Source organism: Corynebacterium comes, from assembly GCF_009734405.1.
Lineage (GTDB): Bacteria > Actinomycetota > Actinomycetes > Mycobacteriales > Mycobacteriaceae > Corynebacterium > Corynebacterium comes.
Genome location: NZ_CP046453.1, coordinates 1849032 through 1875977, shown reverse-complemented (window position 1 = coordinate 1875977; position 26946 = coordinate 1849032). Strand labels below are relative to the sequence as shown.

22 protein-coding genes are annotated in these 26946 nt (G+C 66.2%); 9 read left to right on the top strand and 13 right to left on the bottom strand.

Annotated features, from left to right (window positions below; translation table 11 throughout):
• The first annotated feature begins 185 nt into the window (after positions 1-185).
• Positions 186-1877: an alpha/beta hydrolase gene (locus CETAM_RS08980; protein WP_197085709.1), complete on the top strand. Its 1692-nt coding sequence runs from the start codon at positions 186-188 to the stop codon at positions 1875-1877.
• A 27-nt stretch (positions 1878-1904) separates the two neighbouring features.
• A complete protein-coding gene (locus CETAM_RS08975) occupies positions 1905-2765 on the top strand; it encodes an SGNH/GDSL hydrolase family protein (protein WP_231587421.1) in 861 nt (286 codons plus the stop codon).
• A gap of 46 nt (positions 2766-2811) precedes the next feature.
• Here the strand turns inward: CETAM_RS08975 and glnA are convergent, their stop codons facing one another.
• A complete protein-coding gene (gene glnA, locus CETAM_RS08970; protein WP_156228542.1) occupies positions 2812-4248 on the bottom strand; it encodes a type I glutamate--ammonia ligase in 1437 nt (478 codons plus the stop codon).
• A gap of 176 nt (positions 4249-4424) precedes the next feature.
• On the opposite strand from glnA, the gene CETAM_RS08965 reads away from it, so the two are divergent.
• Entirely contained in the window at positions 4425-4901 is a 477-nt protein-coding gene (locus tag CETAM_RS08965; protein WP_156228541.1) for an RDD family protein, read from the top strand.
• Positions 4902-5137: 236 nt separating this feature from the next.
• Here the strand turns inward: CETAM_RS08965 and CETAM_RS08960 are convergent, their stop codons facing one another.
• From CETAM_RS08960 to sucB, 8 genes are all read right to left on the bottom strand, one after another.
• Positions 5138-6757 carry an aspartate:alanine exchanger family transporter gene (locus CETAM_RS08960; protein WP_156228540.1) on the bottom strand — a complete coding sequence of 540 codons (1620 nt, stop codon included), beginning with the start codon at positions 6755-6757 and terminating at the stop codon, positions 5138-5140.
• A gap of 104 nt (positions 6758-6861) precedes the next feature.
• Positions 6862-7650 carry a DUF4191 domain-containing protein gene (locus CETAM_RS08955; RefSeq protein ID WP_156228539.1) on the bottom strand — a complete coding sequence of 263 codons (789 nt, stop codon included), beginning with the start codon at positions 7648-7650 and terminating at the stop codon, positions 6862-6864.
• A gap of 33 nt (positions 7651-7683) precedes the next feature.
• Positions 7684-8727 carry a lipoyl synthase gene (gene lipA, locus CETAM_RS08950; protein WP_156228538.1) on the bottom strand — a complete coding sequence of 348 codons (1044 nt, stop codon included), beginning with the start codon at positions 8725-8727 and terminating at the stop codon, positions 7684-7686.
• 43 nt (positions 8728-8770) lie between these two features.
• Positions 8771-9535, bottom strand: a complete 765-nt coding sequence (gene lipB / locus CETAM_RS08945; protein WP_156228537.1) for a lipoyl(octanoyl) transferase LipB — start codon at positions 9533-9535, stop codon at positions 8771-8773.
• A gap of 30 nt (positions 9536-9565) precedes the next feature.
• Entirely contained in the window at positions 9566-9955 is a 390-nt protein-coding gene (gene gcvH / locus CETAM_RS08940) for a glycine cleavage system protein GcvH (protein ID WP_156228536.1), read from the bottom strand.
• A 42-nt stretch (positions 9956-9997) separates the two neighbouring features.
• Positions 9998-11101 (bottom strand): glycine cleavage system aminomethyltransferase GcvT, encoded by a 1104-nt coding sequence (gene gcvT, locus CETAM_RS08935; protein ID WP_156228535.1) that lies wholly within the window; start codon positions 11099-11101, stop codon positions 9998-10000.
• 2 nt (positions 11102-11103) lie between these two features.
• Positions 11104-13992 (bottom strand): aminomethyl-transferring glycine dehydrogenase, encoded by a 2889-nt coding sequence (gene gcvP / locus CETAM_RS08930; protein ID WP_156228534.1) that lies wholly within the window; start codon positions 13990-13992, stop codon positions 11104-11106.
• Between the two features lie 130 nt (positions 13993-14122).
• Positions 14123-16189 (bottom strand): 2-oxoglutarate dehydrogenase, E2 component, dihydrolipoamide succinyltransferase, encoded by a 2067-nt coding sequence (gene sucB, locus CETAM_RS08925; protein ID WP_156228533.1) that lies wholly within the window; start codon positions 16187-16189, stop codon positions 14123-14125.
• Positions 16190-16315: 126 nt separating this feature from the next.
• Here sucB and CETAM_RS08920 point away from each other — a divergent pair, with 126 nt between their 5' ends.
• A complete protein-coding gene (locus CETAM_RS08920) occupies positions 16316-16708 on the top strand; it encodes an oxidoreductase (protein ID WP_156228532.1) in 393 nt (130 codons plus the stop codon).
• 110 nt (positions 16709-16818) lie between these two features.
• Here CETAM_RS08920 and CETAM_RS08915 read toward each other — a convergent pair whose 3' ends face one another.
• The gene (locus CETAM_RS08915; RefSeq protein WP_156228531.1) at positions 16819-18324 is read right to left on the bottom strand and encodes a leucyl aminopeptidase; all 1506 of its coding nucleotides are present in this window, start codon (positions 18322-18324) and stop codon (positions 16819-16821) included.
• Positions 18325-18405: 81 nt separating this feature from the next.
• Here CETAM_RS08915 and CETAM_RS08910 point away from each other — a divergent pair, with 81 nt between their 5' ends.
• Positions 18406-19512 (top strand): branched-chain amino acid aminotransferase, encoded by a 1107-nt coding sequence (locus tag CETAM_RS08910; protein ID WP_156228530.1) that lies wholly within the window; start codon positions 18406-18408, stop codon positions 19510-19512.
• Here CETAM_RS08910 and CETAM_RS08905 read toward each other — a convergent pair.
• Complete coding sequence (locus CETAM_RS08905) at positions 19509-20492, bottom strand: nicotinate-nucleotide--dimethylbenzimidazole phosphoribosyltransferase (RefSeq protein ID WP_156228529.1); 984 nt, start codon at positions 20490-20492, stop codon at positions 19509-19511. The two genes, CETAM_RS08910 and CETAM_RS08905, sit on opposite strands and share 4 nt — an antisense overlap.
• Before the next feature lie 62 nt (positions 20493-20554).
• Positions 20555-21259, bottom strand: a complete 705-nt coding sequence (locus tag CETAM_RS08900) for a DUF3043 domain-containing protein (RefSeq protein WP_156228528.1) — start codon at positions 21257-21259, stop codon at positions 20555-20557.
• 202 nt (positions 21260-21461) lie between these two features.
• On the opposite strand from CETAM_RS08900, the gene CETAM_RS08895 reads away from it, so the two are divergent.
• Positions 21462-21806, top strand: coding sequence for a HesB/IscA family protein (locus CETAM_RS08895; protein ID WP_156228527.1), 345 nt, complete (start codon positions 21462-21464; stop codon positions 21804-21806).
• Between the two features lie 75 nt (positions 21807-21881).
• Here CETAM_RS08895 and asnB read toward each other — a convergent pair whose 3' ends face one another.
• Complete coding sequence (asnB, locus tag CETAM_RS08890) at positions 21882-23804, bottom strand: asparagine synthase (glutamine-hydrolyzing) (RefSeq protein ID WP_156228526.1); 1923 nt, start codon at positions 23802-23804, stop codon at positions 21882-21884.
• Positions 23805-24244: 440 nt separating this feature from the next.
• Between asnB and ctaC the strand changes: the two genes are divergently transcribed.
• The 3 genes from ctaC (at position 24245) to ctaE (ending at position 26892) form a co-directional block, all read left to right on the top strand.
• The gene (ctaC, locus tag CETAM_RS08885; protein ID WP_156228525.1) at positions 24245-25339 is read left to right on the top strand and encodes an aa3-type cytochrome oxidase subunit II; all 1095 of its coding nucleotides are present in this window, start codon (positions 24245-24247) and stop codon (positions 25337-25339) included.
• 15 nt (positions 25340-25354) lie between these two features.
• Entirely contained in the window at positions 25355-25786 is a 432-nt protein-coding gene (gene ctaF / locus CETAM_RS08880) for an aa3-type cytochrome oxidase subunit IV (protein ID WP_156228524.1), read from the top strand.
• Between the two features lie 491 nt (positions 25787-26277).
• Positions 26278-26892, top strand: a complete 615-nt coding sequence (ctaE, locus tag CETAM_RS08875; RefSeq protein WP_231587419.1) for an aa3-type cytochrome oxidase subunit III — start codon at positions 26278-26280, stop codon at positions 26890-26892.
• Positions 26893-26946 lie beyond the last annotated feature (54 nt).

Below are 26946 nucleotides of genomic sequence, written 5' to 3'. Positions count from 1 at the left end.
GATTCTCCGGTGCGGGGATCTGTGTTCTACGGCACCGCCCATGTGGTTCCGCGCGCCTGAGGCGCAGGCGACCATTAGCATTCACGGGAGGGTGGCAGGTCCGGTCGGCGCGTGGGCCGCCGCCCGGCACTGTTGATGTCTGCCCCCGGGATTCTCCGGAGGGCGCCGCGAGAAAAGAGTCTCCGATGGCCACCCCATCCTCTCTCCGTCACCGATTCCTGAGCTACCTGCGGGGTTTCCACCCCGCCGGTCTGGCGGTGGCGCTGGTCTTCTATTCGTGGTCCCTGACCCCGTCCCTGCTCCCGCGGGTCTGGTACATGCAGGCGATGGCCACCGGGATCAGCCTGGCCATCGGTTACGGCGTCGGGGTCGCCGGTGCGAAGATCCTCCGTTGGGCGGGCGTGAACTGGGAACCTTCCGCCCGTCTCCGGCGCCTCGGCTGGTGGCTGCTGGCCGCCGCGGCAGTTGTGGTGGTCCCCTTGTTCGCCGTGCTCGGCGCGCACTGGCAGTCTGTGAGCCGCGATCTCATCGGGGTGGACAAGGACTCCCGCGTGCTCTATTCGCTGGTGCTGCTCGTGGCGCTAATCGTGGCGCTGCTGCTCATCCAGGCGGGTCGCGGCATCGCCGCGGTGAGTAACCGGCTGACCAGGGCCGGTCGCAGGTATGTCCCGCGCCCGGTCGCCCGCCTGGGCGGTCTCCTCCTGGTCGTGGTGGTGGGATGGCTGCTCATCGACGGCGTGGGCATCCGCACCATGATCGCCGTCGCGGAGCGCGCCTCCTACGCCCAGGACCAGCAAACCCGGCAGGGGGTGGTGCAGCCGACGGATCCGCTGCGATCGGGTTCCCCCGCGTCAGGGGAGGACTGGAACACCCTGGGCAGGGATGGCCGCACCTTCGTGGCCAGCGGTCCCGGCCCGGAGCAGATCACCGGGGTGACCGGCCGTCCGGCCATCGAACCGATCCGGGTGTACGCCGGTGTCGCCTCAGCGGAGACCCTCCCTGAGGTGGCCGATCGGGTGGTCGCCGAGCTGCAGCGCACCGGTGCCTTCGAACGCAGGGCCCTGGCCGTGGTGACCACCACAGGGCGCGGCTGGGTCAATTCGGCGGCCGCCGACTCCTTCGAGTACATCAACGCCGGTGACTCCGCCATCGCCGCGATGCAGTACAGTCACCTGCAGAGTCCCTTCGCCTTCATCGCGGACAGGCGGACCCCGCTGGAGGCCGGCACGGTGCTCCTGGAGAAGGTCTACGCGGTGTGGTCCGAGCTGCCCGAGGATCAGCGGCCACAGCTCGTGGTTATGGGGGAGAGCCTGGGTTCCTACGGCGCCCAGGGGGCGACGGCCTCGGAGCAGGACATGATCTCGCGTCTCGACGGCGCACTGCTCATCGGCACCCCGGAGTTCTCCCAGCCGTGGAAGCGGATCACCCGGGACCGCGACCCGGGCTCGCTGCAGCGACTTCCGGTGGTCGACGGAGGGAGGCACACCCGCTTCGCCGCGGAGGCCGAGGACCTTCAGCTGCCGGGCGAGTGGGAGCATCCGCGCATCGTCTTCTGGCAGCACGGCAGCGATCCGATCACCTGGTGGTCCTTCGACCTGCTCCTGCGGGAGCCGGACTGGATGAAGGAACCCCTGGGCGAGGACATCAACCCCGCCATGCGCTGGCTGCCCTTCGTCACCTTCTGGCAGGTCACCGGCGACATGGCGCTGTCCGCGGGGGTCCCTGCCGGCCACGGTCACGCCTTCGGCCCGGAGGCCGTCGGAATGTGGGTGGGCATCCTCGAACCGGCGGACTGGGACGAGGAGAGCACCGCCCGCGTCCAGGCCGTCCTCCGCGACCCGGACACCACCCTGGAACCCCTGCCCGAGTATCACTGACCCGGCGGTGGCGTTAGGGTGTGGCGTGTGAAGAGGCACATCCTGACATCCGTTATCCTCGCGTGCCTGGGCCTGGCGGCGTGCGGGACCGACTCGCCCGTCCCCGGCTCCGCTCCTGTCGATGTGCCCGTCCCCACCTACAATTATGTGGCACTCGGTGACTCCTACGCCGCCATGGGCAGCACGTCTGCGGAAACCACGGGACCCGACTACTGCCTGCGCTCCAGCGACAACTATCCCGCGGGTGTGCTTTCCGACGCCCAGGTCACCGGCCTCGACGCCACCTGCCAGGGTGCCGTCACCGCTGACCTCCTCCGGCCCCGGGACGCCGGTTCGGAAATAATCCCCGCCCAGGTTGATGCGCTCGCCGACTCCACCGACCTGGTGACGCTGTCCATCGGCGGCAACGACATCGGGTTCGGTGACATTGCCGGCTGCTTCCTCATGGCCATGCACACCCGCCAGGCCTCGAACTGTGCCGCAGCCTGGGAGGCCCCCGTCTCCGCGCGTGTGGCCGAGCTGCCCGGCCGGTTGGACGAGGTGTACCGGGCGATCGACGAGCGTTCCGAGGGTGCCCGGGTGATCGCCACCGGTTATCTTCCGCTGCTCGCGCCGGGGGAGCGGTGCGCTGAAGTGGAGGTTCTCAGTGACACCGACCGTGCGTGGGTGGTCTCCCTCAGTGAAGACATCAATCGGGTCGTCGCCGAGGCCGCGGCACGCCACGACGCCGAGACGGTCCTGCCCGCGGCGGCGGCCGACCACACCGGTTGTGCTGAGCCGGGGCAGCGGTGGGTGGATTTCCTCGGTTGGCAGACGGGTGCGTTCCCCATGCACCCCACGCCAGTCGGCCAGGCGGTCATGGCGGAGGAGGTGCTGGCACAGCTGTAGAAGCCCCCTCCCGCAGTGCGGGAGGGGGCTTCTACCTGGTTCTGCTCTAGCAGTCGTAGTACATCTCGAACTCGTGCGGCGTCGGGCGCAGACGTGCCGGGGAGATCTCGTTGTCGTACTTGAGCTTGACATAGGCCTCGATGAGGTCCTCGGTGAAGACGTCGCCGTCGGTGAGGAAGTCCGAATCCTCCTGCAGCGCGGCCAGGGAGGCCTCGAGGGAGGTCGGTGCCTGCGGGATGGCGGCGGCCTCCTCCGGCGGGAGCTCGTAGAGGTCCTTGTCCACCGGAGCCATCGGCTCGATGCGGTTCTTGATGCCGTCCAGGCCGGCGAGCATCATCGCGGCGAAGCCGAAGTAGGGGTTGCCGGACGGGTCCGGTGCGCGGAACTCGATGCGCTTGGCCTTCGGGTTCGAGCCGGTGATCGGGATGCGGATGGCGGCGGAGCGGTTGCGCTGGGAGTACACCAGGTTGATCGGGGCCTCGAAGCCCGGGACCAGGCGGTGGTAGGAGTTGAGCGTCGCGTTGGTGAACGCGAGGACGGCGCCGGCGTGGTGGAGGATACCGCCGATGTAGTAGCGCGCCATGTCGGACAGGCCGGCGTAGCCGGACTCGTCGTGGAACAGCGGCTTGCCGTCCTTCCACAGGGACTGGTGGGCGTGCATGCCGGAGCCGTTGTCGCCGGCGAGCGGCTTGGGCATGAAGGTGGCGGTCTTGCCGTTGGCGAATGCAGTGTTCTTCACGATGTACTTGAAGGACTGCAGGTCGTCGGCGGCGTGGAGCAGGGTGTTGAAGCGGTAGTTGATCTCCTGCTGGCCACCGGTGCCCACCTCGTGGTGGAAGCGCTCGATCTTGAAGTCGGCGTTGCTCAGGTGGCGGACCATCTCGTCGCGGATGTCCACGGACTGGTCGTAGGGCGGGACCGGGAAGTAGCCGCCCTTGACGCGGTTGGTGTATCCGAGGTTGGGGCGGCCGTCGAGACGCTCTTCGGCGCCGCGGTTCCACCAGCCCTCATCGGAGTCGACCTCGTAGAAGCCGGAGTTGATGTCGGTCCGGAAACGGACGGAGTCGAAGAGGTAGAACTCGGCCTCCGCGCCGAAGAAGCAGGCGTCGGCGATGCCGGTGGAGGCCAGGTACTCCTCGGCCTTGCGGGCGACGTTGCGCGGGTCGCGGGAGAAAGGTTCGCGGGTGAACGGATCGTGGACGAAGAACTTGATGTTCAACGTTTTGGCCTCGCGGAAGGGGTCGATCTTGGCGGTGGCGATGTCCGGCAGCAGGTTCATGTCGGACTCGTCGATGGTGGTGAAGCCGCGGATGGAGGAGCCGTCGAACGCGAGGCCCTCTTCCGCCGCCTCCTCGTCGAACATCGAGGCCGGAATGGTGAAGTGGTGTTCGGTTCCGGGCACATCCGTGAAGCGGACGTCGACGAACTCGACCTTTTCATCCTTGATGAACTTGACGACATCTTCGATGGTGTTGAATGCCACGATGACTCCTAGTGGGGTTGACGCTCAGTCGGGCGGTATCTCGTTCAGTCTACAGATGAGTCCGGGACGTCCTGAGTACCTGTCGACCATTCTAAACAAATATCTGTCGAGCTATCAAAAGGTGAAGCGGAAATCACGTTTTCACTGCCCCCGGACCCCCGGCTAGTCTCTAGTGTATGGCGAACCCAAAGCGCAGCTGGCTCGACGGCCCCCAGATCCCCGGTGAACTCGATGATCCCTACGCACCCGGTCGCTGGCCGGGCGAAAAAATCGGGCTCCCCGAGTCCGGCCCGGGTTCGATGGCCTCGGTGGGCCGTCGCGCCGGGGCGGTGGCCATCGACTGGATCATCTGTTGGCTCCTCGCCGGCGCCTTCGTCAGCTACACCGACGTCCTCGGCTCCACGCCCACGGTCACGCTCATCTTCTGGATGATCCTGGGCATCGTCACCGGCTGGCTGTTCGCCCGCACCCCGGGCCACATGGTGCTCAGCATGGGCATTGCGCGTACCGACGTCGGCGGGGCCCGGGTCGGTCTCTGGCGCGCCGTCGTGCGCACCGTCCTGACCTCGCTGATCCTGCCGGCCGCGATGGTGGATTCCGACGGCCGCGGTCTCCATGACCGCGCCACCGGCACCGCCGTCATCCGCGGCTGAGGGGAGCGTAAGTAGGAGGCGGCGGAAATTGCAGATCCCGGGCTCTGTCTCGCGACGGTGACCCGGGATCTGCGGCTTCAGTCGAACCTACACTTTTCGTACTGTCTCTTCCGACACTTTCGTGGCTTCAGATCGGGTACCTTCTGTGTTTTCTTTTGTTCGGTGAAGCATATGTGAATTGTAACCCGGGTCACGTAAGTTGGCAATAGTCCGCGCGGGACAATTCTCGGGGATGGTCAGAACAGCAGGAAGAGCAGTACCTGGGCGAGGAGAATCTTCGACACCATCGACACCGGGTACACCGACGTGTAACCCTGGCCGGGCAGATCGTTGCGGGTGACGTCGTTGACGTAGGACAGGACCGCGGGGTGGGTCTGCATTCCCGCCAGGATGCCGGCGGTCTCGCCGAACGACATGTGCATGACCTTATGGCCGATCACCAGCACCAGCACGGAGATCAACAGGGTGATCAGGGCACCGATGCCGATGATCGTCAATGACGTCGGATCGGACAGCGCGGCCCGGAACCCCGCGCCGGCGGTGGTGCCGATCGCCGCGAGGAACAGGGTGATGCCGATCTGGCGCAGCGCCAGGTTCGCGCCATAGGGCACCTGCCACACGATCCGGCCGGTTCTGCCCAGCGCACCCAGGATCAGCGCCACCACGAGGGGACCACCGGCGCTGCCCAGCTTCAGGACCGCGCCACCGGGCAGCGGGATGGAGATCATGCCCAGGGCCACGCCGATCGTCAGACCCGCAACGAGCGGCAGGAGATTGACGTCGGAGAGGCGTCGATAAGAATCGCCGAACAGGCGCGTCACCTTGCCCATGCGGTCGTGCGCGGCGACGACGCGCACCCGGTCGCCCAGCTGCAGGATCGTCTCCGGGGCGGCCACCATGTCATGGTCGCCGCGGCGCACCCGCGTGATCAGCATGCCGGAGAGCTGGGGGCGAAGCTTGGACAGGGGGATGCCCACCAGGTCCTCGTTGGAGACGAAGATACGCCGGTAATCCAGGTCATGGCCGTGGAAGGGCTCCCCGGGCAGGGCCTCACCGATGAGCTCCTCCGCGCGGCCGAGCTCTTCGCTCGTACCCACGACGGACAGGACATCACCCTTCTTCGCCCGGGCGCTGCGTCCCGGAAGACGCTCCGTGCCCTCGCGCTCCAGACGGGAGACGACGACCTCCAGGCCCAGATCCTCCGGCAGGTCCGCGATCGTGCCCAGGTCCTCGCGCTTGACCAGGATGCGGCGGGTGTAGAGCTCGTGCACGGCGACACCGTGGTCAATGGCCTCCTGATGGTGATCGACCCGGAAAACCCTGGCCGTCACGGCGATCGCGAGGATGACGATGATCACGCCCAGCGGGTAGGCCAGAGAGTAGGCCACCAGTGGCAGCGCCTCTGCCGTCCGCAGCTCACCGGCGTCCGTGATCAGAGAGGGCAGCGAGTCCACGACCGCGGCCATCGCCGGGGTGTTGGTCAGCGCCCCGGTGAACACACCGGCCCCGGTGACGGCATCGATGCCGAAGAGCTTCACCAGGCCGTAGGCGGCCGCGGTGACAACCAGGAAGATGCTGACCGCCAAGGTGTTGTTCCGCAGCCCTTTGGAGCGGAAGTTGGCGAAGAAGTCATGGCCCGACTCCAGTCCGATCGTGTACACGAACAGCGACAGCCCGACGACGTAGATCAGCGACGGGATCTGGATCGCCGGCTCGACGGCGGCCATCGCCAGGCCGACGAAGAGGACGGCAGCCACCCCGAGGCGGAAACCGAACACCCGGATCTGGCCGAGGAGCAGACCCACCGTCATGATCAGCAGCAGGGCGAGCAGAGGATTCTCCACGAAAATGGTCACCTGATCATCGTGCCAGACCCCGGTTCAAAAGACCCTCCGGAAGCCGAAAATCCCGCGCCACTCCGAAGAGCGGACGCGGGATCACGTGGTCTGGCAGGTGGCGGCTACTTCGAGCGACGCTCGCTGGCGCGACGCATGCGGCGGTTCATGCCGGAGAGGTTGGCGCCCTTCGGCATGGGACCCTTCGGCAGGCCGGCGCCCGGGGCGGAGGAACCGATGGTGTCCATCGCCTCAATGCGGGCGTTGACGGCGTAGACCTCGTTCTTCTTGTAGTTGCGGGGAAGTTTGAGCAGCTCACGCTGCAGGTTCTTCAGCGGAACCTGCCCCTCGCCGTCTCCGACGTAGATCTCGTAGACGGGGACGTCACCGGCGAGGCGGTCCAGGCGGCGCTTCTGCTGGTTCATCAGCTCCTTCGCGGCGGCCGGGCTACCCTCGGCGACGAGCACGACGCCCGGGTTACCCACCACGCGGTGCACGATGGCGCTCAGCGTGCGGTTCATGGCGATGCCCTGCTTGGAGTGCCACACGATGCCCACGGTGTTGCGCAGGTTGTCCAGGGCCCAGCCGGCCGCGCCCGGCTGGTCGCCGACGCGGTCGTACATGGAGCTCTCGAGGCGGCGGGAGAAGATGTACATCGCCAGTACGATGCCCATGCCGATGCCCAGGGGGAGCATGAACCACTGCGCATCCCAGATCAGACCGAGAAGGAAGAACAGCGCACCCAGGCCGACGATCGCCAGGATCATCAGCGGCAGGAGCTTCTTGTCCTGCTTGCGCTGCAAGTTGAAGGCCTGCCAGAACTGGCTCCAGGTCTGCTTGAACTTGCCCCGCTTGGCGGCCTTCGCCTCGGACTTCGCGGCCTTGGCGGCCGCCTTCTGCTTATCGTCTGCCATGGGCTCTACTTTAGGCCAGGTAAGGACCTCCGCCTAACGTGAGGCGACCGGTGTGTCCTGGGAAGGACCGTACTTGGCCAGCAGGGTGGTCGCCTCCTGGTCGGTGCTGCCCTGGGAGGTCTGGGCCAGGTGCTTCAGGTTCTCCGGGATCTCCAGACCACGGGCGGCCATGGCCTCCGAGTAGAGACGGCCGGCGCGGTAGGAGGAACGGACCAGGGGACCCGACATGACGGCGCCGAATCCGAGCTCCTCGGCGAACTCCTTGTGCTCGATGAACTCCTCCGGCTTCACCCACCGGTCGATCGGGTGGAACATCGGGCCGGGGCGCAGGTACTGGGTGATGGTGATGATGTCACAGCCCGCGGAGTGCAGGTCGGTGAGCGACTCGCGTATCTCTTCCGGGGTTTCGCCCATGCCCAGGATGAGGTTCGACTTGGTGACCAGGCCGAAGTCGCGGGCCTGGCGGATCACGTCGAGCGAACGGTCGTAGCGGAAGGCCGGGCGGATGCGGCGGAAGATTCGCGGCACGGTCTCCAGGTTGTGGGCGAAGACCTCCGGGCGGGACTCGAAGACCTCTGCCAGCAGTTCCGGCCTGCCGGAGAAGTCCGGGACGAGGTTCTCCACGCCGGTGTTCGGGTTGAGCTCGTGGATCTGACGGACGACCTCGGCGTACAGCCAGGCACCCTCGTCCTCGAGATCATCACGGGTCACGCCGGTGATGGTGGAGTAGTTCAGGTTCATCTCGCGGACGGACTCAGCGACGCGGCGGGGCTCGTCCCGGTCGAGCGGGTCGGGCTTGGCCGAGTTGATCTGGCAGAAGTCGCAGCGGCGGGAGCAGTTCGCTCCGCCGATCAGGAACGTCGCCTCACGGGATTCCCAGCATTCGTGGATGTTGGGGCAGCCGGCCTCCTGACAGACGGTGTGCAGCGAAGCGCCGGCCACCTTCTTCTTCATGTCCTCGTATTCGGGGCCTGTCTTCACCGCGTTGCGGATCCACCGCGGCTTGGTCTCGATGGGGGTCTGCGCGTTGCGTTTCTCCACCCGCAGCAGCTTGCGTCCTTCAGGTGCGATAGTCACGCCCTCACCCTACTCTCTTTATTAATAGGCGGAAAAACCCAGGTCAACCCTGGCGTGGGGCGCGCGGCAGCCCCTTGGTCGGGTCCGGCGCCTCGGCGAAGGTGTGGTCGGCGACCTTGAGGCGGCCGGCGAGGGCGGCCTCGAGGGCGTCGAGAAGCGGCGGCGTCATCTCCTCGACCGTGACCTGACGACCCAGCTCAAGGCTGAGGGTGGTGACGTCTGCGTCATCGATGCCGCAGGCCACGATGTGGTCGTAGAAATCGAGGGTGTTGGTGCAGTTCAACGCCAGGCCGTGCATGGTCACGCCGCGGGTGATGCGGATCCCCAGGGCCGCCACCTTCCGGTCGCGGCGGGTGTCGGAGGCGGGGACCCAGACACCGGAGCGGCCGTCGATACGCCCCGCCTCAACGACGCCGACGTGACGCACTGCCTCAATCACCGCCTCCTCGAGACGGCGGACATAATCGACCACGTCCACCGGATCTGCCAGCCTGATGATGGGGTAGGCCACCAGCTGCCCCTCACCGTGCCAGGTGATGCGGCCGCCGCGGTCCACGTCCACCACGGGTTGCCCGTTGGTGGGACGGTCCTCCGGTTGGGTGCGCTTGCCGGCGGTGTAGACGCTGGGATGCTCGAGGATGAGCACCTGGTCACCGATCTCATCCGCGGCACGCTGCGCGGCGAGCTCCGCCTGCAGTTCCCAGGCCTGCTGGTAGTCCACCAGTCCCAGGCGGCGGATCTCCAGGGGAGAATCATCCGCCCGGATCGAACGGTCGGCGGGGAAAAAGGGTTTACGTGGCGCAGTCATGATGGAGTACAGGGTACCCCGCTCAGAGGGTCAGACGCCGTTGGCTGCGGCGTACTCCTCGGCCGTCATCAGCGGTCCGACCTCCGCGACCTCGACGGCGAAGAGCCAGCCTTCGCCGAAGGGATCGGAGTTGATGAGGGAGTAGTCGTCGTGGATCGCGTCGTTGACGGCCGTGACGGTTCCGGTGACCGGGGCGTAGAGGTCGGAGACCGACTTGGTGGACTCCACCTCGCCGCAGGTCTCACCCGCGGTGACGGTGTCACCGATCTCGGGCAGCTCGGCGAAGACGACCTCACCGAGGCGCTCGGTGGCCACGGAGGTGATGCCGACCTTCACGGTGGCGCCGACGGCGGCCTCCGGGGTGGAGTCGATCCACTCGTGGTCCTCGGAATAGGAGAAGTTCTCGGGCAGCGTGGACATGTGACTGGAGCCTTCCGGTAGAGGTTGTGTCAGAGGCTGATTCTAGCGGCCGGGACGGGTGTAGAAGGGGGTTACGACGATCTCGAAGGGATGCCGCTTACCGCGGATGTCCACCTCGAGTTCCACGCCCTGCCCGGTGACGTCCGTCCGCAGCAGTGCCAGGGCGATGGGGTAACCGAGGGTGGGGGAGGGCTGCCCGGAGGTGACGTGGCCGATCAGCTCGTCGTCCAGGTACACCTCGGCGCCCGAACGCGCGGCCCGGCGGCCCAGGCCGCGCAGACCGATGATGTACTCGGTCGGCTCGCGGTCGACCAGGGCGCCGCTGCCGACGAAGGGAACCGCCTTCTTCTGGATCACCGCCGACATCCCTGCCTCGACGGGGGTGATGTCACGGGTGAGCTCGTTGCCGTACAGCGGCATGCCGGCCTCCAGTCGCAGGGAGTCGCGGGCGGCCAGGCCGGCCGGGCGGATGCCGTGGTCCCGGCCCGCGCGAAGAAGGGCGTCCCACACCTGCGGTCCGTGTGCGTTGGACGTGATGATCTCGAATCCGTCCTCGCCGGTGTAACCGGTGCGCGCGCAGAGGACCCGCTCGCCGAGGAGGTCGATGTAGGCGCAGGTGTAGTACTTCATCTCCGTCACGGCCGCACGGTCCTGCTCCGAGACCAGCTCCAGGAGGATCTCCTCCGCCCGAGGGCCCTGGACGGCAACGAGCGAGAGGTCCTGCGACTCGTTGCTCAGCGACACCGCCCGGTCCTCCACACGCGCCTGCATGGCCTCCCACACCACGTCGGTGTTGCCGGCGTTCGGGACGACCAGGAACTCGGTGTCGCCCAGTCGGTAGACGATGAGGTCATCCAGGATCCCGCCGGACTCGTCGACGATCATGGTGTACTTCGCCTTGAACAGCGGCATGGTCGACAGCGTGGAGATGAACACATGGTCCAGGTAAGCGGGGGCGTCCTCGCCGATCACCCGGATCTCACCCATGTGGGAGAGATCGAACAACCCGGCGGCGGTGCGCACGGCGCGGTGCTCATCGAGCTCATTGTCGTATTTCAACGGCATGTTCCAGGGGCCGAAAGGGGTGAACGTGGCACCGAGTGCCTCGTGGCGGTCGTGCAGGGGACTCAGTCGTAGCTCGGACACGGTCAGTTCTCCTCGGTGGCGGGGGAATCATGGTGATGGGCGATGTCGAAGGCCTCGGGCGGCGGGCAGGAGCAGACCAGATTGCGGTCGCCGTAGGCCTCGTCGAGGCGTCGCACCGGGGGGAAGTACTTCACCCGGCGCAGGCCCGGGACCGGCCAGGCGGCCTGTTCCCGGGTGAAGGCGTGGTCCCACTCATCGCGGGACACGCTCCACGCGGTGTACGGGGCGTGACGCAGGACGGAGTCCTCATAGGCGACGGAACCGTCGATGATCTCCTGGATCTCGGCCCGGATGGTGCGCATGGCCTGGATGAAGCGGTCCAGCTCGGTCAGATCCTCCGACTCGGTGGGCTCGACCATGAGGGTTCCCGAGACGGGGAAGGAGAGGGTGGGGGCGTGGAAGCCGAAGTCGATGAGCCGCTTGGCCACATCGGCGGCGGTCACCCCGGACCGGCTGGTCAGCTCCCGCAGGTCGAAGATGCATTCGTGGGCGACCAGGCCGTTCTTGCCGGTGTAGAGCACCGGGATCGAGTCCTGCAGTTCCCGGGCGAGGTAGTTGGCGCCGAGGATGGCGCTCGCGGTGGCGCGCGCGAGGCCTTCGGAGCCCATCATGGCGATGTAGGACCAGGAGATCGGCAGCACACCGGCGGAACCGTACTTCGTGGAGGAGATGGGCACGCCCGCGTTCTCGTCGACCGGCCGGGTGGCGTCCGCCCGCGCCGGGTCGGTCGGCAGGAAGGGCACGAGATGCTCGGCGACGGCCACGGGGCCGACGCCCGGTCCACCGCCGCCGTGCGGGATGGTGAAGGTCTTGTGCAGGTTGAGGTGGGAGACGTCGCCGCCGAACCGGCCGGGCTGGGCCAGGCCGGTCAGCGCGTTCATGTTGGCCCCGTCGATGTAGACCTGACCGCCGACGTCGTGGACCTTGCCGCAGACCTCCCGCACCGTCTCCTCGAACACACCGTGCGTCGAGGGGTAGGTGATCATGATGGCCGCGATGTTGCTGGCGTGCTGCTCGAGTTTGGCGTCCAGGTCGGCGAGGTCGATCGAGCCGTCGCCGGCGGTGGCGACCACCACCACGCGGAGGTTCGCCAGCGTCGCCGACGCCGCGTTCGTGCCGTGCGCCGAGGCCGGGACCAGGCAGATGTCGCGTTCCATGTCACCCTTGGACAGGTGGTAGCGGCGAATGGCCAGCAGGCCCGCGAGCTCGCCCTGGGAGCCGGCGTTCGGCTGCACGGAAACCTTCGCGTAGCCGGTCAATTCGGCCAGCCACCCCTCCAGCTCCTCGATCAGGGCGATCCAGCCCCGGGCCTGCTCATCGGGCGCGTAGGGGTGGATGTCGGCGAACTCCGGCCACGTGATCGTCTCCATGCCCGCCGTCGGGTTGAGCTTCATCGTGCAGGAACCCAGCGGAATCATCGTGCGATCCAGCGCCAGATCCTTGTCCGACAGGGTCCGCAGGTAGCGCATCATCTGGGTCTCGGAGTGCATCGTCCCGAAGATCCGGTGGGTCAACGTCGGGGTGCTCCGCGCCACGTCCCCGGGGATCGCCGTGGCGCCTTCCTGCACCTCGCCGGGACCGAAGGCGGCCGCCAGCTCCCCGACGTCCCCCTCCGTCGCCGACTCGCCGAAGGAGACGCCCACGGTGTCCCCGTCGATGGCACGCACCAGGTAGCCGGCTTCCGCGAGCTTGTCGACGACCCCCTGCGCCCCGCCCGGCACCCGCACGGCGACGGTGTCGAAGAAGGAGTCGTGGAGCACCTCTGCCCCGGACGCGCGCACGGTGGCGGCGAAGGAGGTGGCGAGCCGGTGCACGCGTTCCGCGATGGCCTTGAGCCCCTCGGGGCCGTGGTAGACGGCGTACATCGCCGCGGTGACCGCCAGCAGCGCCTGCGCCGTGCAGATGTTCGAGGTCGCCCGCTCACGACGGATGTGCTGTTCACGGGTCTGCAGGGCCAGCCGGTAGGCGGGTGCGCCTTCCGCATCCACCGAGACGCCGACCAGTCGGCCCGGCAGCTGGCGCTTCAGGGCATCGGTGACGGCCATGTACGCGGCGTGCGGACCACCGTAGAACAACGGCACACCGAAACGCTGAGAATTGCCCACCGCAATGTCCGCGCCCAGCTCACCGGGGGACTCCAGGAGCAGCAGCGACAGGGGATCGGTGACCACCGTGGCCAGACCACCCCGGTCATGGATCGACCCGATGATCCGCGCCGGGTTGCTGACCTCACCGTCGGTCCCGGGGTAGGCGATGACCACACCGCACAGATCCTCACCGACCAGCTCCGCAGACAGATCGGTGATCTCCACCTCCAGGTCGATGGCGCGGGCCCGTTCCGCGGCAACGCCCAGGACCTGCGGGTGAAGGCGGGCATCCAGCACAACCCGGCGTCCCTTCTTCTTCGCCCGCGACATCAGGCCCACAGCCTCCGCGACGGCCGAGGCCTCATCCAGCAGCGAGGCATTCGCGACGGGAAGACCCGTCAGCTCCGACACCATCGTCTGGAAAGCCAGCAGCGCCTCGAGGCGGCCCTGGGAGATCTCCGGCTGGTACGGCGTATACGCCGTGTACCAGCCCGGATCCTCCACCACGCCGCGACGGATGACCGGCGGGGTGATCGTGTCGGAGAAACCCTGACCGTAGAACGCCTTGAGCACGACGTTCTGATCGGCGTACTCGCGAAGTCGCGCCTGCGCGCCGGTCTCCGAAAGCGGCTGGCCGGTCTGCGGCGTGGCGGAGACCCGGATGTCGGCGGGCAGGACGGCGTCGACAAGCTCGTCGAGCGAGGAGTATCCCAGTCTCCCCAGCATGACCTGCTCCTCCGCGGAATCAGGACCTGTGTGCCGGGCCAGGTAGGACGCGGGATCGGTGATATCAGACAGTGCCATGTGGAGTCGACTCCTCGGTGCGGGGACTGGTGCCCCGATTATATGGCCGGGAGCAGCACCCCGGGGCAGGTAAAGCAGAACCGCCGCCCGACCACGATGGTCGGGCGGCGGTCAGTTCACCGGTTGGGGGCTAGAGAGCCAGGTCGGACTGGAAGTCCGCGGTCTCCAGGCGATCCTTGACGGTGGTCACGAAACGGCCTGCGTCAGCGCCGTCGATGACCTGGTGGTCGTAGGTGAACGGCAGGTAGCACATCTGTCGGATGGCGATCGAGTCCACGCCGTCGTCGGTGACGACGACCGGACGCTTCTCGATGGCCGCGGTGCCCAGGATGCCGGCCTGCGGCGGGGTGAGCACCGGGGTGTCCAGCAGGGCGCCCTCGGAACCGATGTTGGTCACCGTGAAGGTGCCACCGGAGAGATCGTCGGGGCGAAGCTTCCTGTTGCGCGCGCGATCCGCCAGGTCCACGATTGCGGCGGCGATCTCCGGCAGGCTCAGGTTCTGAGCCTTCTTGATGATCGGGACCAGCAGACCCTGCGGGGTGTCCACGGCGACGCCGATGTTGACGTCCGCGTGGTAGGTCATCTCCTTGGTCTCGGCGTTGTAGGACGCGTTGACGTTCGGGTGGGAGACCAGAGCCTCGGCGACAGCCTTGACGATGAAGACCAGGTAGGTCGGGTTGGAGCCGTGCTTCTCGACGAAAGCCTGCTTGACGTCCTTGCGCAGCTCCGCGATGCGGGTCATGTCGACCTCCTGCACGTGGGTCAGCTGAGCAGTGGTCTGCAGCGACTCGACCATCTTGGCGGCGGTGATCTCGCGGATGCGGTTGACCTTCTGGGTCGTACCGATCAGCTCGGCCTTGGCCGGATCCACGGACCTGGTGGACCAGTTCGCACGCTCGCCCTTCGGAGCGGCGGCGGCCGGGGCGTCGCCCTCGGCGGCAGCCAGGACATCCTGCTTGCGGATGCGGCCACCGACGCCGGTGCCCTCCACGGTGCTCAGGTCGATGCCGTGCTTGTCGGCCAGCTTGCGCACCAGCGGGGTGACGTACGGGACGTTGGCGTTGTCGACCTTCTTCTCGGTCTTCTTCGGCTCCGGCTCCGGCTTCGGCTCGGGCTTCTTCTCCTCGACCTTCTCCGCCTTGGGGGCCTCCTTCTTCGGCTCCGGCTTCGGCTCGGGCTTCTTCTCCTCGACCTTCTCCGCCTTGGGGGCCGGAGCGGCCTTCTTGGGGGCACCGGAACCGACGCGTGCGATCACGGCGCCGACGTCGACGGTGTCGTCCTCTTCAGCCAGGATCTCCAGCAGGGTGCCCGCGACGGGGGAGGGGATCTCGGTGTCGACCTTGTCGGTGGAGACCTCGAGCAGCGGCTCGTCGACCTCGACTGCGTCGCCGACCTGCTTCAGCCACTGGGTGATGGTGCCCTCGGTGACGGACTCGCCCAGCTCCGGCATCTCCACGTCGGTGGCGTCGCCTCCAGCGGCGTCCTCGGAGGCGTCCTCGGTGGCCGGTGCGGCCTCCTCGACGGTCTCGTTCTCGTCCTTGGACTCCGCCTCCTCGATGGCAGCCTCCGAAGGAACGTCCTCAGCCTCGGCCTCGCCTGCTGCCGCGTCGGCGTCACCGATGCGTGCGATCACGGCGCCGACGTCGACGGTGTCGTCCTCTTCAGCCAGGATCTCGACGATGGTGCCCGCGACGGGGGAGGGGATCTCGGTGTCGACCTTGTCGGTGGAGACCTCGAGCAGCGGCTCGTCGACCTCGACGGTGTCGCCGACCTGCTTCAGCCACTGGGTGATGGTGCCCTCGGTGACGGACTCGCCCAGCTCCGGCATCTCCACGTCGGTGGTCTTGCCGGAGGCGGCTTTGGGAGCAGCCTTCGACTCCTGCTTCGGCTCCTCCGGCTCCTCGGCAGGTGCCTCAGGCTCGGCCTCCTCGGAGTCAGCTGCCGGGGCCTCGCTGTCACCCTCCTCGCCAACAACCGCAATCACGGCGCCGACGTCGACGGTGTCGTCCTCTTCCGCCCTTATCTCCAGCAGCACGCCGGCGACGGGGGAGGGGATCTCGGTGTCGACCTTGTCGGTGGAGACCTCGAGCAGGGGTTCGTCGATCTCGACGCGATCACCGACCTGCTTCAGCCACTGGGTGATGGTGCCTTCGGTGACGGATTCGCCCAGTTCGGGCATCTCTACGGAGAACGCCATGTTGTTCTGACTCCTCGAAAGTCGTTAAGTATGTCGATAGCTAATAGACCCAAGCGTACCGGGTTTGTTCTGGCGCGTAACGCCGAGACCCGGTACGAAGTTTCAATGCTCCTACAATAGTAAAGTGTGTTCAATCTATTCGGTCGTAACAAGTCACGGTCGGGTCTCAGACCCCCCAGGGCCCCCGGGGATACCATCCGCCCGGAGGATGCCGACCATCTCCGCGAGTGGGCCCGGGGCCGGGCCTTCGTGGAGGTCTTCGTGGAGCCGGAAACCGTGGTCAATGAGATGTCCGTCGTTCTCGTCGACGAGAACGGCGAGTTCACGCGACGCCGCATCGGCGGCCCCAAGGGCATCGATGCGGTGGCAAAACTGCTGAAGGCCCCCATCTACGACGTGGAGGAGACCGGTTACCCCCAACGGATGCGCGAGCGTATTGAGCGTGAGCGCATCCTGCGTAAGCGGGAGGAACAGCGTCAACGTCGCGCAGCCTTTGAGCGGGGGGAACTTCCCGACTGAAAGGGACGGAGCGTCGTATTTCCTTACCTGGAGTTTCGGGAAAGCCCAGGTCGTGAGTCGGGGACGGGTCTCAGGCTGTCATAAAGTGCGACCCGCGCCAGGACCCTCCACTAGTCCTCCGCTGCTATCTCCGCCAGCAGCGCCAGAAAGGTACGGACCGGCACACCTGTGGCGCGCTTGGGCGTGTAGCCGTGGACGCCGGAGGTGTTGTAGGACGGGCCGGCGATGTCGACGTGGGCCCACTCGATGCCCTCGCCGACGAAGCGGGAGAGATACAGTGCCGCGAACTCCATGCCGCCCCAGCGGTTGGGGTGGGCGTTGCGGATGTCGGCGACGGGGGACTTGAGCTCATCCTCCTGCTCCTCCAGAAGAGGCATGGCCCAGGCCGGCTCGCCGACATTGCGGCCGGTGGCGGCGACGCGGTCGCGCAGTTCCTCGGAACCCATGACGCCGGCGGTGCGTACGCCGAGAGCGACCATCTGGGCGCCGGTGAGGGTGGCGGTCTCGATGAGGTAGTCGGGGTTGTCCTCGGAGGCGCGGACGAGGGCGTCGGCGAGCACGAGTCGGCCCTCGGCGTCGGTGTTGATGATCTCGGAGGTGATGCCGCCGTAGTGGGTGATCACGTCGCCGGGGCGCAGGGCCAGGCCGTCGGGCATGTTCTCGGCGAGCGGCATCGTGGCGGTGACCTTCACCGGCAGATTGAGCTTGGCTGCGGCGAAGACGGTGGCGGCGACGGCTGCGGAGCCACCCATGTCGGAGACCATGTTCTCCATGTTGGCGGCCGGTTTGATGGAGATGCCGCCGGTGTCGAAGGTGATGCCCTTGCCCACCAGGGCGACCGTCTTCTTCGACTTCTTCGGGGACCAGGTCAGTCGCACCAGGCGCGGGGCCCGGGCGGAACCCTGGCCGACGGCGAGGATACCGCCGTAGCCCTGCTTGGCCAGTGCCTTCTCGTTGAGCACCTCGATCTCCAGACCCGCAGCCTCCGCCTCGGCGGACAGGATGCCGGCGTAGGACTCGGGGTAGAGGTGGGAAGAGGGGGTGTTCACCAGGTCGCGGGCGAAGATGACGGCCTCGGCGGTGATACGGGCGATGTCGAACACTTCTGCGTCGGCCTTGGTCTCGCTGACGAAGACGACCTTGCCCGCCGGGGTGTTGTTCTCCTCGGACTCGCCACGGATGCCGCGGTAACTGTAGGCCCCGAGGGCGATGCCCTCGACGGCCGCCGCCAGGCCGAACACGCCGAGAGAGGTGGCGACGGTCTTCAGGCCGGACAGCGAACGGGCGACGGTGCCCGCGGCGCGACGGAGGGTTTCGTCGGTGAGCTCCTCCGGGTCACCCAGTCCGACAGCGATCACCGAGGCGGCGGTGACGCCCGCCGGGGCGGGCACGCGGGTGACCTCGCAGACCTTGCCGGTGGCGCCGACGGCGCTGAGGGAGTTGAGGACGTCGCGGAGGGCGGCGTCGTCAAGAAGCGGGGAGGCCGGGAGCTCCGGGCCTTCCTCTCCGAGGAGCAGCGGAAGGACGATCGCGTCCGTTGATTTCGGGGCCTTTCGGGCCAGTTTCAGCTCCGGGGTGGCACCGCGTGCCGGAAGGGAGAACGTGGGGTTCGCCATGAAAAGTACCTCCTGAGGTTGCTTTGCGATGTCTCCAGGTTATAGAAACCACCAAAACCGTGCCGGTGTACCGTTATTCGCATGACGTCTCTCAATTTCACCGTGAACCGTACGAAAACCCCGACGTCCGATGCGGCGCGCGAGGAGATTCTGCGGAATCCGCGGTTCGGCAAGAACTTCACCGACCACATGGTCACCATCGAGTGGACCGAGGACAAGGGTTGGCACGACGCCCGGGTGCGTCCCTACGAGTCCATCCCCATGGACCCGGCGACCACCGTGTTCCATTACGGCCAGGCGATTTTTGAGGGCATCAAGGCTTACCGTCAGCCGGACGGATCCATCGCCACCTTCCGTCCGAAGCAGAACGCCGAGCGCATGCAGCGCTCCGCCGAGCGCATGGCCATGCCGCCGCTGCCCACGGATGACTTCCTGGAGGCCATCCGCCTGCTTGTCGACGTCGACCGGGACTGGGTCCCCGCCGCCGGTGGCGAAGCCAGCCTCTATCTGCGCCCCTTCATGATCTCCACCGAGGTCTCCCTGGGTGTCAGCCCGGCGAACAAGTACACCTTCTTCGTCATCGCTTCGCCTGTCGGCGCGTACTTCACCGGCGGAATCAAGCCTGTCTCGGTCTGGCTGAGCGAGGACTTCGTCCGAGCCGCGCCGGGTGGCACCGGTGCCGCGAAGTTCGCCGGCAACTACGCCGCCTCCCTGCTCGCGCAGGCCCAGGCGGAGGAGAAGGGCTGCGACCAGGTCGTGTGGCTGGACGCCATCGAGCACACCTACATCGAGGAGATGGGCGGCATGAACCTCTTCTTCGTGTACGGCTCCGGGGCGGACGCCAGGGTGGTCACCCCGGCCCTGTCGGGTTCCCTCCTGGCGGGCGTCACCCGGGACTCGCTGCTGCAGGTCGCCCGCGACCTGGGTTACCGGACCGAGGAGCGGCGCATCTCCAAGGACGAGTGGCGCGAGGACGTCGAGTCCGGCGCCATGACCGAGGCCCTGGCCTGCGGCACCGCGGCCGTGATCACCCCGGTCGGCCGCGTGCTGTCCAACCACGGTGAGTTCGTGGTCAACGACAACCGGCCCGGCGAGATCACCATGGCCATGCGTGAGCGCCTCACCGCCATTCAGCGTGGCGAGTACGAGGACACCCACGGCTGGGTGTACACCCTGGTTGAGGCCTAATCGGCCAGCAGCTCGGCGGCCGCCTTCACCAGCGGCAGTGCGGCGAGCGCGCCGGTGCCCTGGCCGGCGTTCATGTCCAGGGCGATGAGGGGAGTCAGCTCCAGGGCCTGCAGCGCAATGAGGTGCGCGGGTTCCGGGCTGAGCTGACCCGCCTGGCACCAGTCTTTTGTCCCGGGGGCGAGGCGCTCGGCGAGGAAGGCGGCGACGGTGACGAGGGCGCCGTCGAGAAGCACGGGGGTGCGGCGGGCGGCGGACTGCCCGATGAACGCCACCAGGGCGACCAGATCAGGGGAGCCGATCATCCGCAGGACCGTCTCCGGGTCGGCCACGAGCGTGCGGACCCGGAACATGGCATCGCGGATCGCCTCGACCTTTATCTTCCACAGCTCATCCGTGATACCTGAACCCGGGCCGACCACCGCGACCGGTTCGGTGTGGGTGAATGCCCCGAGCACGGCCGCCGCGACGGTGGTGTTACCCACCCCGAGATCGCCCGGAATGACCAGGTCCGCGCCGGAATCGATCTCCTGGTCGGCCACCCGCCGGCCGAGTTCCGCGGAGAGTTCGAACTGCTCGGGAGTCATGGCGTCCTCGACGTCGATCGCACCGGACGACCGCGAGACGCGCTCGTCGCCCCTGGCCTCATGATCCAACGAGACATCCACCATCCGTACCGACGCCCCCGCAGCCCGCGCCAGCACATTCACCGCACCGGCGCCGCTCCCGATGTCCGCGGCCTGAGCCACGGAATGCCCCGGCGGCAGAGTGGACATACCCCGCTTCGCCACGCCGTGGTCACCCGCGAACACCACCACCCTGCACCGTTCGAGCGGTGCCGGAGGGAACGTCCCCTGACAGGCCGCGACCCAGGCGCCCAGCTCATGCAACCGACCCAACCCTGATCCTGCGACTGCGGCGAGAGCATCGGCGCGGGCCTGCTCATCAGGGGCGAGGATCGGTTCGGTGGAGTCGAAGAGCATGGCGGGCCTCCTGGTTGATGACGGCGGGTGGGGTACCCCCCAAGACTCTAGTGAAGCAGCGGCTAGACCTTCTCGCCGACTGCCACCCGCGGCTTCGGCGAACGCCACTTCCGGGGCTGCGTCATCCGCGAGTAGGCGTAGAAGCCCAGGCCCAGGCCCGTGGCCGTGGTCCCCGGGAACTGCTCGCCCACCGCCTTATTGGCGCTTCGGCCGGCCCACACACCCTCGATGAAGAAGACGACCATGAGGCCCATGGCGATCATCGACATGATGTTCGCGAAGTCCGGCGCCCACGTACCGATGAACATGATCACCAGCAGACCCAGCGCCACCGGCAGGACAGCGTTGTTGATGAAGCGACGCGAATCCACCCAGTCGCGCACGTAACGACGCTCCGCGCCCTGGTCGCGGGCGAGCAGGTAACGCTCGTCGCCGGAGTCCATCGCCTTCTGGGCCTCCTTCTGGCGTCTCCGGCTCTCGGTACGCTCCTTCTCCTTGTAGGCCTTCCACTCCTCCTTCGACATGGACTTCTTCAGGTCCCGACGGCGGGCGCTCGCCTGGGCGGCCGAGGTCGGGGCCTTCGGGTCACGGATCACACCGCGCTCGATCTCCACCTCCCGGCGCCTGGGCGTCGGACGACCCTTGGGCGGGGTGTGGCCCTTCGGGAGGGATCGCTCCGATTCAGCATCGGGGGTTCCCTGTGATGCGGTGGGATCGGCCGACTCGGCGGGGGAGGGGTCTTCAGATTTCTGCCAGGGGAATTTCACGAATCCCAGGCTACAAGGCCGGTGAAAGAAATCGGGAATACGGCTCGGCGCGTAGGCGTTAATAGTATGTAAGCGCCCGGGCACCGTGCTGTTCTTAGCTCAGCCAATAGCGGAGGAGTATGGTGGGCGCATACACGGGCACCCCGACGCGGGAGTTCCTGGCGCACGATACGAAGCTTTCACTCGCAAGGAGACCACCAACATGACCGCTCCCACCTCCAGCACCGGCGTAGTTCTCACCGACACGGCGGCCGCAAAGGCCAAGGCTCTGCTTGATCAGGAGGGCCGAGATGACCTGTCCCTGCGCATCGCCGTCCAGCCGGGTGGCTGTGCCGGCCTGCGTTACCAGCTCTACTTCGATGACCGCACACTCGACGGCGATCAGGTCGACGACGTCGACGGCGTCCGCCTCGTGGTGGACAAGATGAGCGTCCCGTACCTCAGCGGCGCGAAGATCGACTTCTCCGACACCATTGAGTCGCAGGGCTTCACCATCGACAACCCGAACGCCGGCGGTTCCTGCGCGTGCGGCGACTCCTTCAACTAGTTACGTCACCAGGCGAAAAGAGCCCGCACTCTCCCTCGTGGGGAGAGTGCGGGCTCTCGGCCTTCCGTGGCCGGATCAGATGTTGACGGGGTAGTCTTTCTCCTCGATCTCCGGATCGATGCGGTGCTCCACGAAGATGCCGTGCCAGACCATGAAGGCAAGGACGGTCCACAGGCGGCGGGAGTGGTCGGAGACGCCGTCCCGGTGCTCCCGGAGCATCTCCAGGACAGCCTTGCGGTTGAAGATGTCGTCGGTCTGCGACTCGTTGATGGTGTCCTGTGCCCAGCCGAAGAGCTCATCGCCGGCGAGCCAGTGGCGCATGGGAACCGGGAAGCCGAGCTTCCTGCGGTTGAGGACATGCGGCGGAACGATTTGCTCCATCGCCTTACGCAGGGCGTACTTGGTGGTGCCGCCGGCGATCTTCAGGTCGTGCGGAATGGTCTGCGCGACCTCGAAGACCTCCTTGTCCAGGAAGGGCACCCGCAGTTCCAGGGAGTTGGCCATGTTGATCTTGTCGGCCTTGACCAGGATGTCCCCGCGCATCCACGTGAACAGGTCCAGGTGCTGCATGCGGGCCACCGGGTCCATGTGGGTCGACTGTGCGTAGATCGGGGCGGTGACCTCCTTGTGGTCCCACTCCTCCTTCGCCCAGGGCAGAACCCGCTGGAGCTGCTCGAAGTTGAAGGAGCGGGCGTTGCCGTAATAACGCTCCTCCATGGTCATGGAACCACGCTCGAGCAGCGACTTTCCCTTCATGCCGTCGGGCAGGACGCGGGACAGGCGACCGAGGCCGCGACGCAGCGGGGTGGGGACCTTCTCGAAGGGCGCCAGCGACAGCGGCTCCTTATAGATGGTGTAGCCGCCGAAGAGCTCGTCGGCGCCTTCACCGGACAGGACGACCTTGACGTGCTTCCGGGCCTCCTGTGCCACGAAGTACAGGGGAACGAGGGAGGGGTCGGCGACGGGATCGTCCAGGTACCACATGATCTTCGGGATGGCGCCGGCGTATTCCTCGGGGGAGACGACCTTGACGATGTGCTCGACGCCGATCGCCGCGGCCGATTCGGCGGCGACGTCGACCTCGGAGTAGCCCTCCCGCTCGAAACCGGTGGTGAAGGTCAGCAGGTTCGGGTTGTGGCGCTTGGCCAGGGTGGCGATCGCGGTGGAGTCGATGCCGCCGGAGAGGAAGGAACCCACCGTGACGTCGGCACGCATGTGCTTCTCGACGGAATCCTCCAGGGCCCGGGCGATGCGGTCGAAGAGGTCCTGCTCGGACCCCTTGGCCACGGGGGTCACCTCGAAGCTGGGCTTGAAGTAGCGCTTGGCAACCACCTCGTCGCCGGCGCGGAGGGTGGCGGTACAGCCGGACTCCAGGCGGCGGATCCCGGTGTGGAGGGACTCCGGCTCGGGCACGTACTGGAGGTCCACGTAATGCTCGATGGCGCGTCGATCAAGTTCCAGGCCTAGACCCAGCTCGGGCGCCATTTCCAGGATGGACTTCTTTTCCGAGGAGAACACCGTGCCTGCGGGGGTGGTGGCGTAGAACAACGGCTTGATGCCGAACTGATCACGGCCCACAAAAAGAAGCTTCTCCTGGGTGTCCCAGATGGCGAAGGCGAACATGCCGCGCAGGTGCTCGACGACGTCCTCTCCCCAGTGGTGGTATCCCACGACGATGGTCTCGGAGTCGCCCTGCGTCCGGAAGTCGTGACCGGCACCGGAGAGTTCCTCGCGGAGTTCGACGTAGTTGTAGATCTCGCCGTTGAAGATCAGGGCGTAGCGCTCCGGGTTATCCTCCGGACCCCACACCAGCGGCTGGTGGGAGTGTTCCAGGTCGACGATCGACAGGCGGTTGAAGCCGAAGATGGCGTCCGCGTCGTGCCAGGTGCCGGCCTCGTCCGGGCCGCGGTGGCGCATGCACGGGAGTGCCCGGGTGACGGCGTCGACGAAGGTGTCAGCGTCGCCGCCGGCGGTGAGCATGCCAAGAAAGCCGCACATGTGGAAATGTTCTCCTCTATATAACGGGAAGTGGCGCTGGCGTCGTCAGCGTCGTTGCAGTATCCGGTCCTACGATACGGCCCGCGGGCACGGGGAGGCCACACCGGCACGTGGTTCGGGCGTGAATGGAAAGCGAAACCGCACGCGGTAGGGGAGGGGGTGAAAAGTCTCCCCTAACGGGTGGGAACTTTCGGATGATGCAGCGTAGCGGCCATTGTGAATTGGGTTACACCCGGGTCTGGGGGGCCTCGACCGACATTCGCTGGTTACCGCACATGGGCTGTAACATCCGGGGTACTTCGAGGGATACCGGTGCAAACCGGCGAATCCGGGGAGGGCGGAAACAGTGTGGACGACCTCCATGGATGAACTATCCTGCTTAGTTAGGAATGCTTAAACCAGTGTTCAAGGATCTAGTGTGGACAGGAAGGCAGACATACGTGGAACAGCGTAAAAAACGCGGCTTCGCCCGTAAGGCGGGTCTCGGCGGTGTGATGGCGCTCGGCGGCCTCGCCCTCGCCGGTTGCGACGTCGCTCCCCCGGAGGGCGTCAGCAGGATTCTCGACATGGGCTGGCCGGACGGGATCACTCCCGAGGCAACCTCCATGTACAACTTCTGGGTCTGGGTCTGGGTTGTCGCCTGGATCATCGGCATCATCATGTGGGCGCTCATGCTCACCGCCATCTTCAGCTGGAGCGCCAAGAAGGCCGAGAAGAATGGGAAGGGCGAGTTCCCGAAGCAGCTGCAGTACAACGTTCCTCTCGAGCTTGTCCTGACCATCATGCCGATCATCATCGTCATGGGCCTGTTCTTCTTCACGGTGCAGACCCAGCAGAAGGTCACGGCGCTGGACAAGGATCCGGACGTCACGGTTGATGTCACGGCCTTCCAGTGGAACTGGAAGTTCGGCTACCAGAACGTCTCCGCCGAGCTGAGCCCGACCGGCTCCGAGTACAACGGCAGCGACACCGAGCGTCAGGACCTGGCGGACACCACCAGGCTGGACGACCCGGAGCTGGTCGACAACCCGAACCCGATCCACGGTATGTCCAAGGGTGACCAGTCCTACCTCCACTTCAACCAGATCGAAACCCTCGGCTCCACCGAAGAGGTTCCGGTCCTGGTCCTTCCGACCAACACCCCGATTGAGTTCCAGCTCGCCTCCGGCGACGTGGCCCACTCCTTCTGGATCCCGGAGTTCCTGTTCAAGCGTGACGCCTTCGCTCACCCGGAGGCCAACCAGCAGCAGCGTGCATTCCAGATCGAGGCCATCGAGGAGGAGGGTGCTTTCGTCGGACGCTGTGCCGAGATGTGTGGCACCTACCACGCCATGATGAACTTCGAGCTGCGCGCTGTCTCCCCGGAGGCGTTCCAGGATTACCTGCAGTTCCGTATCGACAACCCGGACGCCCCGAACGCTGAGGCCCTGGCATCGATCGGCGAGGCTCCCTACGCCACCTCGACCCACCCGTTCAACTCGTCCCGTCAGACCCGCGACGGCGAGAACTTCGTCGACAACAGCGCCAACATCTAAGCGAGGAGTTTAGCAATGAAGTCGAGCTCTAAACTGCTGTACGGCATCGCAGTCTTTCTTGGATTGATGGCCGTCATTTACATCGTCGGCACCGGTTTCGTCCAGGACGACGCCAACCGTGGCGGTACGGAATGGGTCGGCGTCGTCGCCCTGGTCCTGTCCACCGCGCTGGCTGTCATGCTCGGTGTCTACCTTCACTTCACCGACTCCCGTGCTGACGTCCTTCCCGAAGACTGGGAAGAGGCTGAGGTCGAGGACAAGGCCGGTATCCTCGGTTTCTTCTCCCCGGGCTCCATCTACCCGGCCTGGATGGCCGGCGCCGTCGGCCTGCTGGGCCTGGGCATCGCCTTCTGGCACTTCTGGCTGATGGCCCTGGGTGCTGTTCTGCTGATCTGGGGTTCCTACCGCCTGAACATGCAGTACGGCATGCCCAAGGAAGCCCACTAGCTTTCTGCACGGTCTGATCTGCCACACACATCTCGATTGAGGCACCTGTCCCCCCCCCGGGGCAGGTGCCTCGTCGTTTTTCCGCCCGCACGTGCTTCCCGACGTCGCATTCGGCTGCGGCGTCGGGAAGCGGCCCGGGGGCGGAAACCCCTGCTCACAGGGGGTCAACCGAAAGTTTGAGAACCAGGTTTCCGGGCGGACGGGGCTGTGATTTAGCTCTCTCAACCCTTGTGGCGGTTCTTGCCTTTCCGGCGCGGGAATCGGGTATCGTTGGGCCGTAGAAATGTCGCTCAGGGGAGAGCGGCGGGGTCGGGGGAGATGACCTGCGGGAATGTCAGGTCGGATGGCGTTGGCTGAAAGTTCCCGGAGAATCGCAAAAGTTTCACGGAATCTCCCGCTCCACTAAAACCGCAGGTGATATTCCTATTTGCCACCCAAGAGCGGGGGGAGATGAAGTGACTTCCGCCTTCTGAGCCGTCATACTGTTCAGCGTGACGAGCGCAGTTTCAAACTCAGGTATGGCAGCACCACAGCGTGTTCCCGCACTGAACCGCCCCAACATGGTCAGTGTCGGCACGATTGTGTTCCTGTCTCAGGAATTGATGTTCTTCGCCGGACTCTTCGCGATGTATTTCACGTCGCGTGCGAACGGCCTGGCAGGCGACTGGAGCGAACAGACAGCCAATCTCAATGTCCTGTTCGGTTTCATCATCACGACCATTCTGGTCGCCTCCTCGGTTACCTCGCAGTTCGGCGTCTTTGCAGCAGAAAGGGGTGACGTTTTCGGTCTTCGTCGTTGGTACCTCATTACCGTGGCTCTGGCAGTCGGCTTCCTCGGCTTCCTGGCATTTGAGTGGTATGAGCTGATCATTCACGGCGTGACCATCCAGTCGAGTGTCTTCGGCTCAGTTTTCTACATCATCACGGGCTTCCACGCGGCACACGTGACGGCAGGTGTCATCGCCTTCATCGTCGTGCTTCGTCGAGTGACCAAGTCAAAGTTCACGCCGGCACAGGCCACCGCCGCCATGGCAGTGTCCTACTACTGGCACTTCGTCGATGTCATCTGGGTCGGCGTGTTCATCACGCTCTACCTTGTCCAGTAGGCCGTAGCCTGCCGAGCAATCGGCCTGCAGCCATTCACTTTCCGTAACCGAATT

Bases quoted from the DNA above. Each gene is read 5' to 3' on its own strand.
- CETAM_RS08980 (WP_197085709.1), top strand. From the start codon at position 186: ATGGCCACCCCATCCTCTCTCCGTCACCGATTCCTGAGCTACCTGCGG.
- CETAM_RS08965 (WP_156228541.1), top strand. From the start codon at position 4,425: ATGGCGAACCCAAAGCGCAGCTGGCTCGACGGCCCCCAGATCCCCGGT.
- CETAM_RS08955 (WP_156228539.1), bottom strand. From the start codon at position 7,650: ATGGCAGACGATAAGCAGAAGGCGGCCGCCAAGGCCGCGAAGTCCGAG.
- lipB (WP_156228537.1), bottom strand. From the start codon at position 9,535: ATGACTGCGCCACGTAAACCCTTTTTCCCCGCCGACCGTTCGATCCGG.
- gcvH (WP_156228536.1), bottom strand. From the start codon at position 9,955: ATGTCCACGCTGCCCGAGAACTTCTCCTATTCCGAGGACCACGAGTGG.
- gcvP (WP_156228534.1), bottom strand. From the start codon at position 13,992: ATGGCACTGTCTGATATCACCGATCCCGCGTCCTACCTGGCCCGGCAC.
- sucB (WP_156228533.1), bottom strand. From the start codon at position 16,189: ATGGCGTTCTCCGTAGAGATGCCCGAACTGGGCGAATCCGTCACCGAA.
- CETAM_RS08915 (WP_156228531.1), bottom strand. From the start codon at position 18,324: ATGGCGAACCCCACGTTCTCCCTTCCGGCACGCGGTGCCACCCCGGAG.
- CETAM_RS08910 (WP_156228530.1), top strand. From the start codon at position 18,406: ATGACGTCTCTCAATTTCACCGTGAACCGTACGAAAACCCCGACGTCC.
- CETAM_RS08905 (WP_156228529.1), bottom strand. From the start codon at position 20,492: ATGCTCTTCGACTCCACCGAACCGATCCTCGCCCCTGATGAGCAGGCC.
- CETAM_RS08895 (WP_156228527.1), top strand. From the start codon at position 21,462: ATGACCGCTCCCACCTCCAGCACCGGCGTAGTTCTCACCGACACGGCG.
- asnB (WP_156228526.1), bottom strand. From the start codon at position 23,804: ATGTGCGGCTTTCTTGGCATGCTCACCGCCGGCGGCGACGCTGACACC.
- ctaF (WP_156228524.1), top strand. From the start codon at position 25,355: ATGAAGTCGAGCTCTAAACTGCTGTACGGCATCGCAGTCTTTCTTGGA.